This window comes from Streptomyces sp. NPDC002754, assembly GCF_053592315.1.
On sequence record NZ_JBSFVM010000001.1, the window covers coordinates 205,409 to 219,104 of the forward strand.

A 13,696-nucleotide genomic window follows, 5' to 3' on the forward strand; every position below is an offset into this window, starting at 1 on the left:
CCCGAACCGATGATCGTCCGTCTGGTGCAGCGGATCGCGATCCTGCTGGCGAGCCTGTTCGTGAGCTCCGTCGTGGTGTTCGCGTTCATGGCGGTGCTGCCGGGAGACCCCGCGCGCGTCGCCCTCGGGACCGGGGCGTCCGACTCCGCGGTGTCCCAACTGCGCACACAGTTCGGCCTCGACCGCTCCCTCGTCGACCAGTACGTCAGCTGGCTGCACGACCTGGTCACCTTCGACCTCGGCAACTCCTACATCTCGCACACACCGATCGGCCCGCAGCTCGCCGACCGCCTCCTGGTCACCCTGTGGCTCGTCGGAACGGGCATGGTGATCGCCTGCATCGTGGCGGTGCCACTGGGCACGCTGATGGCGGTGCGGCACCGCAAACCGTCCGGACTCGTGCTGTCGGCGCTGTCCCAAGTGGGCGTCGCCGTACCGGCGTTCCTCGCGGGCATCCTCATGATCACCGTGTTCGCGGTGGGGCTCGGCTGGCTGCCGGCGAACGGCTGGACACCACCGGCCGACGATCCGGTGCTCTTCCTCAAGCAACTGCTGATGCCCGCGCTGTCACTGGGGTTGGTACAGGCCGCCGTCCTCACCCGCTACGTCCGCAGCTCCGTGCTCGACGTGCTGCGCGAGGACTACCTGCGCACCGCCCGCGCCAAAGGCCTGCGCCCGATGAAGGCACTGGTACGGCACGGGCTGCGCAACGCGGCCGTGCCGGTCGTCACCGTCCTGGCGCTGCAACTGGCGACACTCCTCGTCGGCGCCGTCGTCATTGAGCGCGCCTTCGTGATTCCGGGGCTCGGCAGTCTCCTGCTCGACAGCGTCGCCGGCCGGGACCTCATCGTCGTGCAGGACGTCGTCATGATCCTCGCGGCGGCGGTGCTGCTCGTGAACTTCCTCGTCGACCTGGCCTATGTGCTGATCGACCCCCGACTCAGGGTGCGTGGGTGATGGCTGCTTCGAATATCTCGAACATCTCGGACGGTGGTGTGTCGGTACGTCGCCGCCGCAGGCCCCTGCCCGGCTCCCTCCTTGTCGGCGGCATCGTCGTCGCGCTCGTGGTCGCGGTGGCCCTGCTGTCCTTCCTCTGGACGCCGCACGACCCGACGCTGGTCGACCCCGCCGTGCGGATGCAGGACCCGTCCGCCGAGTACTGGTTCGGCACCGACAAGTTCGGGCGTGATGTCTTCAGCCAGATCATGATCGGCTCGCGGACGACGCTCTACGTCGGCCTGGTCGCGGTCGGCGTCGCCGCAGTCGTCGGTGTCCCGCTGGGCATCCTCGCCGGGATGGGCTCGCGCCGGCTCGGCGAACTCCTCATGCGCGGCAACGACTTGATCCTCGCGTTCCCCGCCCTGCTGCTCGCCATCATGTTCGCCGCCGTATACGGAGCGGGGACGGGCGTCGCCATGGTCGCCATCGGCATCGCCTCCATCCCCGGCTTCGCCCGCCTGATCCGCGGCGGCACCCTCCAGGTCATGAGCACCGAGTACGTACTGGCCGCCCGCGCCGCCGGACGCAGACCGTTCGCCATCGCGCTGCGCCACGTACTGCCCAACGTCAGCAGCCTGATCATCGTGCAGGCCTCCGTCGGCTTCGCCATCGCCGTCCTCGCCGAGGCCGCGCTCTCCTTCCTCGGCTTCGGCACCCCGCCGCCCACCCCGTCCTGGGGCCGGATGCTCCAGGAGAGCCAGGAACTCCTCGCCGCCGCGCCCCGCCTCGCCGTCTTCCCCGGCCTCGCGATCGCGGTGGCCGTCCTCGGATTCAACCTGCTCGGCGACGGGCTGCGCGACCGCTTCGACCCCAAGGTGGAGGATCACCGATGAGCGCCGCTGCCGCGAGCGACGACGTACTGAGAGTCCACGGGCTCGACGTGACCACCGCAGGCGGCCAACCACTGGTCCAGGACGTCGAGTTCACCATCCGCTCCGGTGAACGCGTCGGCCTCATCGGCGAATCCGGCTCCGGCAAGTCCCTGACCTCGCTGAGCCTCATGGGACTGCTCCCCGAAGGGCTGCACGCCACTGGCTCGGTGCGGCTCGCCGGGGTCGACCACGACCTGGTCGGGGCGGACGAGGCGCGGATGTCCCGCGTACGGGGCAAGGACATGGCCATGGTGTTCCAGGAGCCCATGACCGCCCTGAACCCCACGATGCGGATCGGCCGGCAGATCGCCGAGGTGCTGCTCATCCACCGCACCCGGACCGACCGCGCCGCCGCGCACGCCGCGGCCGTGGAACTCCTCGACCAGGTGGGCCTGCCGGACCCGGCGGCCGCGGCGCGCGGCTACCCGCACCAGTTCTCCGGCGGCCAGCGCCAGCGCGTCGTTCTCGCCATCGCCCTCGCCAACGACCCCGCACTGCTGGTGTGCGACGAACCCACCACCGCGCTCGACGTCACCGTGCAGGCCCGCGTCCTCGACCTCATCGTGCGCGGGGTGAAGGACCGCGGCTCGGCGCTCCTGTTCATCACGCACGACCTGGCCGTGGTTGCCACTGCCTGCGAACGCGTCATGGTGATGTACGGCGGCCGGATCGTCGAATCCGGTCCCGTACGCGAGGTGTTCACACGCCCCAGACACCGGTACACCCAGGGCCTGATCGGCGCGTCCGACCTGACGGCCGTCGACGAGCGCGGCCGACTGGCCACCATCGCCGGTTCGGTGCCATCGGCCGGCGCCTTTCCCGAAGGATGCGTGTTCCGCAACCGGTGCACCAAGGCCACCGACCTGTGTGCGACCCGCCCCGCGTGGACCGCGACGGGCCCTGACGCGGGCTACGCGTGCTTCCACCCCGTGCCGAGAGGCCACGGCGGCGTACGGGACGCGGGCACCGCCGACCCCCAGGAGGCAGGACGTGGCTGAACAGCAGACAACCGGCGACGCCCTCCGCGTCACCGACGTCACCCGCGACTACCACCGACCGCGCGCTTCCCTGCGCACGCCCTCCCAGCCCGTGCACGCGCTGCGCGGCGTCAGCTTCTCCGTGCCGCGCGGCGGGCGCTTCGGCATCGTGGGGGAGTCGGGGTGCGGAAAGTCGACGCTGCTGCGCATCCTGGCGGGGCTCGACAAGCCGACGAGCGGGACCGTCGAGGTCGAAGGCCGTGACATCACGCGCCTCAAGGAACGGCGACTCCGCTTCGTCCGCGAGCGCCTCCAACTCGTCTTCCAGGACCCGATGAGCTCGCTCGACCCACGGATGAAGGTGGGCGACATCGTGGCGGAGCCACTCGTCGCGCAGGGCATCGGGAACCGCAAGGAGCGAGTGGCCGAACTCCTCGACTCCGTGGGCCTCGGCGCCGACGCCGCGCGCCGCTACCCGCACCAGTTCTCCGGCGGCCAGCGCCAGCGCATCTCCATCGCCCGCGCCCTGGCCCCGCGCCCGAACATCATCGTGGCCGACGAGCCGGTCAGCGCCTTGGACGTGTCCGTACGCGCGCAGGTCCTCAACCTCATCGCCGACCTCGTCGACGAGCTGAACCTCACCCTCGTCTTCGTCTCCCACGACCTGTCCGTCGTACGGCACGTGTGCGACAGCGTCGCCGTCATGCAGGCGGGCGAGATCGTCGAGAGCGGGCCGACCGAGGAGCTCTACGAGAACCCCCAACACCCGTACACCCGCAGGCTGATCGCCGCCGTGCCCACGCTGGAGAAGGCGCTGGCCGGAGTGACGGCGGCCGACCTCAATCAGGAGCGCCCCGCATGACCTCTCACCTAGAACCCGCGGGCGTGGAAGCCCTGTTGGCGGAGTTCCCCGACGGACTGCCCATCGGCGACACCTGGCTTCCGGCGCCCGCGAGCGAGGCCGTGCGCTTCCCGTACGACGGGTCGGTCATCGGCCGCGCGCCCGTCGGCGACACGGCGCTGGCCCGCCGGGCCCTTGACGAGGCGGTCGCGATCCGCACGCGCGTCGGCGCCCTGCCCTCGCACATCCGCAGCTCGGCCCTTCAGGCGACGCACGACGCGATCGCCGCCCGCCGCGCCGACTTCGAGCGCCTCCTCGTCCTGGAAACGGGAAAGCCCCTGGTCGACTGCCGGGTGGAAGTGGCCCGCACGCTCCTGACGCTGCGCACGTCCGCCGAGGAAGTGGCTCGGCTGCACGGCGAGACGGTGCCGCTCGACCTGCTGCCGTCGGGCGAGGGGCTGCTCGGCTTCTGGACGCGCAAGCCGATCGGCGTCGTCGTCGGCATCGCCGGGTTCAACTACCCGCTGCTCCTCGCCGCGCACAAGCTCGCACCGTCGTTCGCGGCCGGCTGCCCGGTCATCGCCAAGCCCGCCCCGCAGACGCCGCTGGCCACGCTGTGGCTGGTCCACCTGTTGCGCGAGGCACTGGCGGAGGCCGGGGCGCCACGGTCGGCGGTGCAACTGGTCACCGGAGGCCCGGAGGTGGGGGAGACACTCACCACGGACCGCCGCGTCGGCGCGGTCTCCTTCACCGGCTCCGCGGCCGTCGGCCACCGCATCGCGCGTGACGCCGCCCCCACCAAGACGCTCCTCGAACTCGGCTCCAATGCCGCCCTGTTGGTGGCTGCCGACGCCGACCTCGACGCCGCCGCGGACGCGGTCGTGCGCGGCGGCTATTACGCGTCCGGGCAGGCCTGCATCAGTGTGCAGCGGGTCATCGTGGAGGAGGCGGTGCGCGAGGAGTTCGTGGCGCTCCTGAAGCAACGCATCCCGGGGATCGCGACGGGCGACCCGAGGGACGCGGAGACACGTGTGTCGGCGCTGATCGACGAGGGCTCGACGAACCGTGTCCGTACGTGGGTCGAGGAGGCGGTGAAGTCGGGTGCGGTGCTCGCCGTGGGCGGTGACATCACGGATGGCGCAATGCGTCCTGTGCTCCTCCTGGACCCGGACCCTGCACTGCCCGTCTGGAGCGAGGAGGTCTTCGGCCCGGTGGTGTGCCTGCGCTCGGTCCCGGACATGGACGCGGCCTTCGCCCTGGCCAACGACTCGCGCTACGGGCTGCACGCGAGCGTCTACACCGCCTCCCTGGACACGGCGTTCGCCGCCGTGGAGCGCCTGGAGGCGGGCGGCGTGATCGTCAACGAGGTCCCCGGCTTCCGCTCCGACACCATGCCGTATGGCGGCGTGAAGGACTCGGGGGCGGGCCGCGAGGGGCCGAGGTTCGCGATCGACGAACTGACGGTGACCCGGATGGCAGTGATCCGCCCGACGACGAAGAAGGACTGGTGACACGGTGACGCCCCAGGACTCCCCGCAACCCCCGCAACCGACGCAACTGACCGACTACGCAAGCCTGTTCCGCCTCGACGGTCGCAAGGCGGTCGTGGTGGGCGGGGGCGGTGGCATCGGCCGCGAGAGTGCGCTGGCGCTGGCCGCGCACGGCGCGCAGGTGGTGTGCGCGGACCGCGACCTGAAGGCGGCCGAGGAGTCGGCGTCGCTGGCCCCCGGCATGTCGGCGTACGCGCTGGACGTACTCGATGTCGAAGCGGTCGGTCGCGCGGCCGAGGACCTCGACCCGGTCGACATCCTCGTCTTCACGGCCGCGACGAACGTCCGTAAACGCCTCCTCGACTACACGTCGGAGGAGTTCGACCGGGTCGTGTCCCTCAACCTGCGCGCCTCCTTCGACCTGGTGCGGGCGTTCGGCCGCGGCATGGAGGAGCGCGGCCGGGGCAGCATCATCGGCTTCAGCTCGATCCGCGCCGTGACGGTGGAACCTGGTCAGGGTGTGTACGCGGCGACCAAGGCGGGTCTCGTCCAGCTCGCGCGCACGGCGGCGGCCGAACTGGGCCCGTCCGGCGTGCGCGTGAACACCATCGCACCGGGCGTCGTGTCCACCCCACTGACTGCGCAGATCCGCGCTGTCCCGGAGTGGTCCGCCGCGTACGCCGACAAGAGCGCCCTGGGCCGCTGGTCCCGCCCCGACGAACTGGCGGGTGCTGTCGTCTACTTGGCCTCCGACGCGTCGTCCTTCGTGACAGGCAGCCAGCTGTTCGTGGACGGCGGCTGGACGGCGATCGACGGCCGGTACACACCACCGGGCTGAGTCGGTCCCTACAGCGGGCGCCGCGCCACGAAGACGAACTCCTTCCCCGGGCGGCCGGGCGCCTCACGGACGTCCGTCACCGCATAGCCGTGCGCGAGCAGGTCCCGCTCGACCTCCTCCCTGCCCCGGAAGCCCAGCGTCGAGTCCGAGGTCAGGGTCCGGCCGCCGTCCGAGGCGAACACGAAGGTCTGGCGGAAGGTCACCAACGGGCCGTCCACGTCGGTCAGTTGGATCCACGTCTCGACCGGCCCGACGCCGGGGATGTCCGTCACCTGACGGGTGTGGTCGAGGGTCCACTCCTCCCAGGCGCGGCGTGCCGGATCGCGGGTCTCGAAGACGAGGTGTCCGCCGGGGCGCAGGGCTTCGTAGGCGCCCCGCAATGTGCTCTGCCACGCCCATGGGTCGGCGATCGCCTGGGCGACGTTGGCCGTCATGGTGGCGAGGTCGACCCGGAGCGGCGGGAGGGTCGTGGCGTCGCCTTCGACCCACCGCACCCGCTCGCTGCCGGGCTTGCCACGGGCGACGTCCAGGGAGGCCGCGGCAGGGTCGACCCCGACGACCTCGATGCCGCGGGCGGCCAGGAGGAGCGCGAAGACCCCGGTGCCGCACCCGATGTCGAGCACCCGGCGCGCCTCGAAATCCTCCGCGATTCGGAGGTAGGCGTCGAGGTCGCCACGGTCGGGGTCGAGGAGGTCGTAGATCGCGGCGAGCCGGGGGTGTCCGAAGCATGCGTCAGCCATGGGGTCGACGGTAGGCGCGGCCGGGGTCGCTGTCTCGTCCATTACTCGGCTACTCGGCATTGCATGTGCGCGTGTCCCACGAGGTGTCGGCTCAGGGCGAGTTGAGTGCACGCACCGCCGCGTCCGCCACCACCGCGTCCTGCCAGGCCATCCCCGAACCCTTGAACAGCACGGGCCGGTCCGTGGCGTACGGCGACTCGTCGCGTACGACCCGTGCCATGGGGAGCAGCCGCGCGGCCGGCAGCACACCCTCCGCCACGGGGATCACGATGTCGCCGCACTCCCGCAGCGCCGTGTCCACGTCCTCCACGATCACCTGGGCGCGGGCCGTGAGGGCCGAGTCCACCTCGCGGGCGTCTGCGTCGTGCGAACCGACGGCCAGGATGACCGCGTCGTCGCCTAGGAGGGCCGAGTCGAAGAGCGGGGTGGGGGAGGGCGTCGCGCACACCACGAGATCGGCGCGCCGCACCCACGCCTCGGCGTCCGCCGTCGCCACCGCCCGGTCGTCCCCGACCAGCGCCGGATCCACCCGCGACGGGTCCCGTACGACGTAGGTCACGTCGTCCAGATCGGCGCCGACATCCCGCAACGTCCGTACGTGACCGGCCCCTTGAGGTCCCGCGCCGAACACCACGACCCGCCACCGCCGCCCCGGCCGGGTAAGCAGCGGCAATACCGCCGCCACCGACACGGCAGGCGTACGCAGTGTGGTCAGCGCCGCTCCGTCGACGACCGCGGCGGGTGCGTACGACGGCGGGCGGAAGACGAGATGGACGCCCTGGATACGGGGCAGGCCGCGGTCGGCGTTGGCGGGGACGGCCGAGATCGCCTTCACCCCGACACCGAACTCGGACGCGGACGGCATGGCGAGCAACTGGCCCTGACCATCCGGGAGTTCGAGGATCGAGCGGGGCGGTCCCGCGGCCGTCGGGTCGAGGTCGCCGAAGAGTGCCTCACGGATCGCCGCGACCGCCTCGCGGGGCGGCAGCAGCTTCGTCAGCTCGGCGGCGCCGATGTACTCGATCCTCGACGGCTGGTCGCTCTGCGTCTTGTCGGCCTTCTGCACCTGTGCTCCTCTTCGCGTGGGCGAGGACGGTTGATCACCGTATCGCCGGACGGTCAGTGGACCGGCCCCGCCGCGTCCGCGTCCGTGCCCGTGTTCTCTTCCGACTCCGACTCCGGCTTCGTGTGCAGGATTTCGCGCACCTGGTCGGCGGCGCGGAGGATGCTCTCGCTCATGAACTTGCTGAAGCGGGCGATGTTCTCGAGCCGCGCGGCGGCAGCGGAGTCGCGGCCGAGGATCCCGACGCCCTGCCGTGCGACCTCGGCGATCTGCGCGGTGCCGCGGGCGCTCGCGACCGACGACTGGTACCAGACGTCGTCGTCGACGAGATAGCGCTCGCGGCGTCCGGTGTCGCGCTCGCGCTTGATCAGGCCCTGTTCCTCGAGGAACGCCACCGACTTGGAGACGGAGGCCGGGCTGACGTCCAGGCGCCGCACCAGCTCGGACGCGGTGACGCCCCCCGCCTCGCTGGTGAACAGGCACGTCAGTACGCGCGCCGTCATCTTGGGCAGCCCCTGCCCCATGAGGAGGGTCGTGAACGTCTCCTCGTACGCGCGCACCGCCTCGTCGTCCCGCCCCGAAGAGCCCGCGGGCTCGCGCGGGGCGGCCTGCTTGCGGCGGTGGGCGCGGTGTTCGGTGGCGCGGTGCGCGAGGTCGGCGCGGTAGGAGTTGGGTCCGCCGTTGCGCATCACCTCGCGGGTGATGGTCGAGGTGGGGCGCTCCAGGCGGCGGGCGATCTCGGCGTAGGCGAGCCCGTCGGCGAGCCCGAGCGAGATCTGTTGCCGTTCCTGCTGGGTGAGTCGGCCTCCCGGCATCGCGAGCACCTCTTTGTCTGCTGTGTGGACCTGACGCGGGTCAGCGTAGCGTTCACCGCCATCCCGTTGCAACGGAATGGCGCGTTCTGTTGCGTTAGATCGCAACCCGTTGCAACGAAATATGCACAATGACCTGCGACTAAAGGATTAGAGTGCAACAAGTATGTTGATGGATCACGAAACGCAACGTAGCTTTTCACTCATCGGAAACAGCGAAACGGCGAAACGACGACAGCTCAAGGAGCACACAATGCAGAAGTTCGACACCCCCGCCGCCATCTCCGCCGTCCTGCGCCTCCCGGCCGGCCGAGTCCAGGTCATCGCCGCCGACCGCGCCGACACCACCGTCGATGTCCGCCCCGCCGACTCCTCGAAGAGCCGCGACGTGAAGGCCGCCGAGCAGACCACCGTCGAGTTCGCCGACGGTGTCCTGCGGGTCGCCGCCCCGGCCGAGAAGAACCAGCTCCTCGGCGCGTCCGGAGCCATCGAGGTGACGGTCCAACTGCCCGCCGGATCCGGCATCGAGACCATCTCGGCCGCCGTGGAGTTCCGCGGCGTCGGGCGGCTCGGCGAGCTCGCCTGCGAGGGCGCGCACGGCGCCGTGAAGATCGACGAGGCCGCGGGCGTGCGGCTGTCCTCCTACGCCGGTGATGTTACGGTCGGCCGGCTGACCGGTCCCGCCGACATCAAGGTGCAGAAGGGGGACATCCGCATCGCCGAGGCCACATCGGGCGCGCTCGAACTGAACACCCAGATGGGCAACGTGACGGTCGAAGCCGCCCATGGTGTCTCCGCCACCCTCGACGCGGGTACCGGCTACGGCCGGATCCACAACTCGCTGACGAACTCCGAGGGTGCCAAGTCCCAGCTCACCGTCCACGCGACCACCGGCCACGGGGACATCACCGCCCGCAGCCTGTGACACCACCCGACCCACCAACCCACCGATCCGTCGCACCAGGAGAAGCCATGACGAACCGCACCGCACCCTCGGCCGCCGCTCCGTGGACCGGCATGGTCCAGGTCGACGACACCGCCCTCGCCGTCACCGACTCCGGCGGCCCCGGCATCCCGGTCCTCTACCTCAACGGCCAGTTCGCCACGCAGGGTTACTGGCGCCGGGTCCTCGCCGACCTCGGCCCGCGGTGGCGGCACATCACCTACGACGAGCGGGCCCGCGGCAGGAAGTCGGGGACTTCGGCGGACTACTCCTTCGAGGCCGCCGTCCGTGACGTCGACGCAGTGCTCGCCGCCAGGGGGGTCGACCGGGCGCTCATCGTGGGCTGGTCCTACGGCGCGTACGTCGGCGCGCACTGGGCGAGCCGGAACCCGGAGCGCGCCATCGGCGCGGTCCTGGTCGACGGCGCGCAACCCTACGACTGGATGGACGAGGTGATGGAGGCGCGGGTCCGGAAGCTGTTCCGGCGCGTCGGTCGGCTCGCGCCACTGGTCCGACCGACGGGCCTGATCCCGCGGATGTCCGCCGCGCAGATGGCCGAGAGCAACATCGAACTCGGCAGGATCGGCGGCAAGAGCGAACTGGGCGCGGTGCTCGATGCCATCACTGTCCCTACGAGTTACGTGGTGGCTTCCGGCTCGTCCTTCGGCAGTCGCGGCGACGAGCAGGAGCGCATCCGTGCCGGTCTCGCCGAGGTGACCGCCCGCAACGCGCACATCGAGATCCACGCCAAGGTCGCCAGCAACCACGGGGCGATCCTGAAGAAGGACCACCAGGCCATCGCCGAGGCCGTCCGCAAGGTCGCGGCGCTGGACGCCGAGCGTCGGTGACACCCCCCCTACGGCGGCCCGGTTCCTCCGGGTCGCCGTACTCACGGGTTGAGTCCGTTCGTGCCCCGGTAGGGAACCGGCTTTCCGGAGTGCGCGTCGAGCAGGACACGCTCGCCCAGGGGTTTGCTCAGCCGCACCTCGACCCGCTCCAACTTCCCCTGCGAGGTGCAGTTCCGGTCGTCCTCCCGGCCGGTGACGGAGGCGGACAGCACGACGCTGCCGCGAGTCTCCAACACGTCCACCGCGGGCCCGTCGGCGCACACACCGTGCATGGCGACGACGGTCACCGCGCGCCCGTCGGCGGAGACCCGGAGCAGGCGGTCGAGCGGAAAGCCCGGCAGGTCGTGGGCCGCCTCGATCGGGGGCCGGGGGGTCTTCGACGGGACGGCGGCGGCCTGCTTCAGCGGGGAGGCGTACCCGGCGAGGGTGAAGACCCAGGCGGGAACCGATGCCGGACCGCGACTGGTGGACATCCTCATCCGACCCAACTCCACACGCTCGACCATGAGTTGTGGCACTCCATCGACACGCAGCCCCGCCGGACTCTCGTACGCCTCCTTCGCCCCCACCAGGGGCCGGGTGACGGACTCGCCGCCTGCCGCCGCCCAGGTCACCTTGCCGTCCTTCGCCCCGGCTCCGGGCAGCGTGCCGCGCACCTTGAAGTTCTGTCGCTCGTACGCCTGTTGGTCGGCGACGCCGCGCAGGCCGCCGCGCGGGAGCTGGACCGCCTCCCCGGTGGGGTGGTAGCCGGCCCGCCACGCCGCGGCCGCCGACGAGCCGTCCCAGGCGTCGGCCACCCGCCGGGCCCGCTCGGCGAGCGCGTCCCCGCCGCCCTCCGCCACCTTCCCGCTGCCGCAAGCGGCCGCGGCGACAAGCCCGATGGTGGACAGGACGCCCCCCGCCGTCAGCCTGCCGCGGCGAACCGCCCCGATGCGCATGTGACCTCCTGGACGACACCCGGGCCCTTGGCCGGCTCCGGTGCCCCTGTGACGCGCCAGAGCCGGAACGGGTTCACCGCCGAGGATGGTCAGACGGTCAGCGTCGCGGACCGCGTGGAGGCCGAGGAGGGCCCGGTCTCGATCTCGTACGTGCCCGGTTCCACGGCCAGGTCCAGGGAGCGGGTCACCGAGGCGAGGACCGTGTCGTCGAGGGCGAAGGTGACCGTGGCCTTCTCGCCCGGTGCCAGGTCCACGCGTTGGAAGCCGCGCAGTTCACGGACGCGGGGCCAGGACGTCGCGCCGTCGACCCGGCGCACGTACAGCTGCACCGTCTCGCGGACCGGCCGGGCCCCGGTGTTGGTGACCTCGACCTCGCACACCCCCTCGGAGACGCGTGGCGTGCCGAACTCGGTGGTGGTGTACGACAGTCCGTGGCCGAAGGGGTAGAGGGGTGTGCCGGGTTCGTCGACGTAGCCGCGGAAGCCGTGGTCCTTGGAGTTGTAGAAGACGGGGAGTTGGCCGGAGGAGCGGGGGACCGAGAGGGGGAGCCGTCCGCTGGGTTCGCAGGCGCCGAGGAGGACGTCCGCGACGGCTCGGCCGCCCCACGGGCCCGGGTACCACGCGCTCACCAACGCGCCTGCCCCGCCCGCGAGTTCGGGCACCGCGTGCGGTCGGCCCTGGATCAGCACCGCCACGCACGGTGTACCGGTCGCCGCCACCGCCGCGGCGAGCGCCCGCTGCCCGGCGCCGAGCCGGACGTCGGCGAGGTCGACGCCCTCGCCGCAGGTCATCTCCGTCGGGTTGCCGGTGGCGATGACCGCGGCGCCGTTGTCATCGAAGAGCGTGTCGTGTTCGCGTGCGCTGGAGCCGCCGAGCACGAGCACCGCGACATCGGACGCGGCGGCCAGCTCCACGGCCTCCGCGATCCCCGAACAGTCGTCGCCCACCAGGTCACAGCCGCGCGCATACGTCACATCCGCGCCGGTCTCCCGCAGCCCGGCGAGCACCGAGACACCGCTGTCCGGGCGCTGGGGTGATGTGTAGTCGCCGATCTGCTGCGGGATCGAGTCGGCGTTCGGGCCGATGACGGCGATGCGCTTCTTGTCGGACCCGAGGGGGAGCAGCGCCCCGTTGTTGTGCAGGAGTGTGATCGAGGCGCGCGCGATTCGTTCGCTCAACTCCTGTGTGTGGACCCCTTGTTCGGGCGACCCCTCGGTGGCGTAGGGGTGCTCGAAGAGACCGAGGCGGAACTTCAGTGTCAGGACGCGGGCCACCGCCGTGTCCAACACCGAGGTCGGGACGAGGCCGCGCTCCACCGCCGTCCCCAGCTCCGGGACCACCCCGTCCCACAGGCTCAGGTCCGTGCCCGCCGACAGCGCGAGCGCCGCCGCCGACGGCCGGTCGCCGGCCAGCCGCACCAGACGGTCGAGCGCGCAGCCGTCCGCCATCACCAGGCCCTCGAAGCCCCAGCGTTCGCGCAGCAACCCGGTGAGGAGGTCGTGCGAGGCCGCACACGGCAGGCCGTCGAACTCGTTGTACGCGGCCATCACGCCCGCCGCCCCTGCCCGCACGCCCGCGAGGGCCGCCGGGAGGTGGATCTCGTGCAGCTCGCGGGCGCCGATCTCGGTGGCGGCACTGTTCCGCCCGCCCACCGAACTCCCTTGCCCCGCAAAGTGCTTGAGCACGACGGCGGCCCGGTCCGCACCGAAAGTCCCACCCGCGCCCTGCATCCCCTCCACCAGTGCCGTGGTGAGCCGCGCCGCCAGGTACGGGTCCTCGCCGAAACACTCCTCCGCGCGGCCCCAGCGCGGGTCCCGCACCAGGTCGAGCGCGGAGACGAGCGCGACGTGCCCGCCACGGGCCCGCAGTTCGGCCGCCGCGGCTGCCGCCGCCTCCCGGTACAGGTCCGGGTCCCAGGTGGCGCCGACCGCCAGGTTCACCGGCAGCACGGTGCCGTCGAGCGCCTGGTGGCCGTGCGGCACCTCCTCCACCATCAGGACGGGGATGCCGAGTCGCGTGTGCTCGATGACATGTCGCTGCACCGCGTCGGCGACCCGCGCCCCGTCCGCCGCCGTGATGCCGTCGGCGAAGGTGACACCGGACCACGGATCGGCCCGCTGGAGTCCGTACAGCGCGCCCATCCCGTCGAACCGAGACACCTCCTCGCGGAAGGCGTCCGTGAGCCGGTGCCCCTCCGCCGTACGTTCGTACGCGTCCCAGCCGTACATCCGCTGGTTGACCTGGCCGACCTTCTCGGTCAGCGTCATCCGGCCGAGCAGGTCACACACCCGGTCGGCGACCGGCGCTCCCGCGTCCTGGTACAGCTCCATGGTGT

Annotated in this window: 13 protein-coding genes; 8 read left to right on the forward strand and 5 right to left on the reverse strand. The window is 71.6% G+C overall.

Annotation, left to right across the window (positions count from 1 at the left end):
- Positions 1-9 precede the first annotated feature (9 nt).
- From ACWD2L_RS01110 to ACWD2L_RS01135, 6 genes are read left to right on the forward strand one after another with little or no spacing between them, the layout of a single operon-like run.
- On the forward strand, positions 10-957 hold the full coding sequence (locus ACWD2L_RS01110; protein ID WP_351330332.1) for an ABC transporter permease: 948 nt from the start codon (positions 10-12) through the stop codon (positions 955-957).
- Positions 957-1,832: an ABC transporter permease gene (locus tag ACWD2L_RS01115; RefSeq protein WP_351330330.1), complete on the forward strand. Its 876-nt coding sequence runs from the start codon at positions 957-959 to the stop codon at positions 1,830-1,832. The genes ACWD2L_RS01110 and ACWD2L_RS01115 overlap by 1 nt, the downstream gene beginning before the upstream one ends.
- Positions 1,829-2,869 (forward strand): ABC transporter ATP-binding protein, encoded by a 1,041-nt coding sequence (locus ACWD2L_RS01120; protein ID WP_351330328.1) that lies wholly within the window; start codon positions 1,829-1,831, stop codon positions 2,867-2,869. Before ACWD2L_RS01115 ends, ACWD2L_RS01120 begins: the two co-directional genes overlap by 4 nt.
- Entirely contained in the window at positions 2,862-3,710 is an 849-nt protein-coding gene (locus ACWD2L_RS01125; RefSeq protein WP_351330326.1) for an ATP-binding cassette domain-containing protein, read from the forward strand. The genes ACWD2L_RS01120 and ACWD2L_RS01125 overlap by 8 nt, the downstream gene beginning before the upstream one ends.
- Complete coding sequence (locus ACWD2L_RS01130) at positions 3,707-5,200, forward strand: aldehyde dehydrogenase family protein (protein ID WP_351330324.1); 1,494 nt, start codon at positions 3,707-3,709, stop codon at positions 5,198-5,200. The genes ACWD2L_RS01125 and ACWD2L_RS01130 overlap by 4 nt, the downstream gene beginning before the upstream one ends.
- A 4-nt stretch (positions 5,201-5,204) precedes the next feature.
- Entirely contained in the window at positions 5,205-6,017 is an 813-nt protein-coding gene (locus tag ACWD2L_RS01135; RefSeq protein ID WP_351330322.1) for an SDR family NAD(P)-dependent oxidoreductase, read from the forward strand.
- An 8-nt stretch (positions 6,018-6,025) separates the two neighbouring features.
- On the opposite strand, the gene ACWD2L_RS01140 is transcribed toward ACWD2L_RS01135, so the two are convergent.
- The 3 genes from ACWD2L_RS01140 to ACWD2L_RS01150 form a co-directional block, all read right to left on the reverse strand.
- Entirely contained in the window at positions 6,026-6,757 is a 732-nt protein-coding gene (locus tag ACWD2L_RS01140) for a class I SAM-dependent methyltransferase (RefSeq protein ID WP_351330320.1), read from the reverse strand.
- Positions 6,758-6,848: 91 nt separating this feature from the next.
- The gene (locus ACWD2L_RS01145) at positions 6,849-7,823 is read right to left on the reverse strand and encodes an ornithine cyclodeaminase family protein (protein ID WP_351330318.1); all 975 of its coding nucleotides are present in this window, start codon (positions 7,821-7,823) and stop codon (positions 6,849-6,851) included.
- A 53-nt stretch (positions 7,824-7,876) separates the two neighbouring features.
- Positions 7,877-8,635: a GbsR/MarR family transcriptional regulator gene (locus tag ACWD2L_RS01150; protein ID WP_351330316.1), complete on the reverse strand. Its 759-nt coding sequence runs from the start codon at positions 8,633-8,635 to the stop codon at positions 7,877-7,879.
- Between the two features lie 250 nt (positions 8,636-8,885).
- Between ACWD2L_RS01150 and ACWD2L_RS01155 the strand changes: the two genes are divergently transcribed.
- Both ACWD2L_RS01155 and ACWD2L_RS01160 read left to right on the forward strand, forming a co-directional pair.
- Positions 8,886-9,557 (forward strand): DUF4097 family beta strand repeat-containing protein, encoded by a 672-nt coding sequence (locus tag ACWD2L_RS01155; RefSeq protein WP_351330314.1) that lies wholly within the window; start codon positions 8,886-8,888, stop codon positions 9,555-9,557.
- A 47-nt stretch (positions 9,558-9,604) separates the two neighbouring features.
- Positions 9,605-10,423 (forward strand): alpha/beta fold hydrolase, encoded by an 819-nt coding sequence (locus tag ACWD2L_RS01160; RefSeq protein WP_351330312.1) that lies wholly within the window; start codon positions 9,605-9,607, stop codon positions 10,421-10,423.
- 41 nt (positions 10,424-10,464) lie between these two features.
- Here ACWD2L_RS01160 and ACWD2L_RS01165 read toward each other — a convergent pair whose 3' ends face one another.
- Positions 10,465-11,361, reverse strand: coding sequence for a hypothetical protein (locus tag ACWD2L_RS01165; RefSeq protein WP_351330310.1), 897 nt, complete (start codon positions 11,359-11,361; stop codon positions 10,465-10,467).
- 89 nt (positions 11,362-11,450) lie between these two features.
- The gene (locus ACWD2L_RS01170) at positions 11,451-13,691 is read right to left on the reverse strand and encodes a glycoside hydrolase family 3 N-terminal domain-containing protein (RefSeq protein ID WP_351330308.1); all 2,241 of its coding nucleotides are present in this window, start codon (positions 13,689-13,691) and stop codon (positions 11,451-11,453) included.
- Between the last annotated feature and the right edge of the window lie 5 nt (positions 13,692-13,696).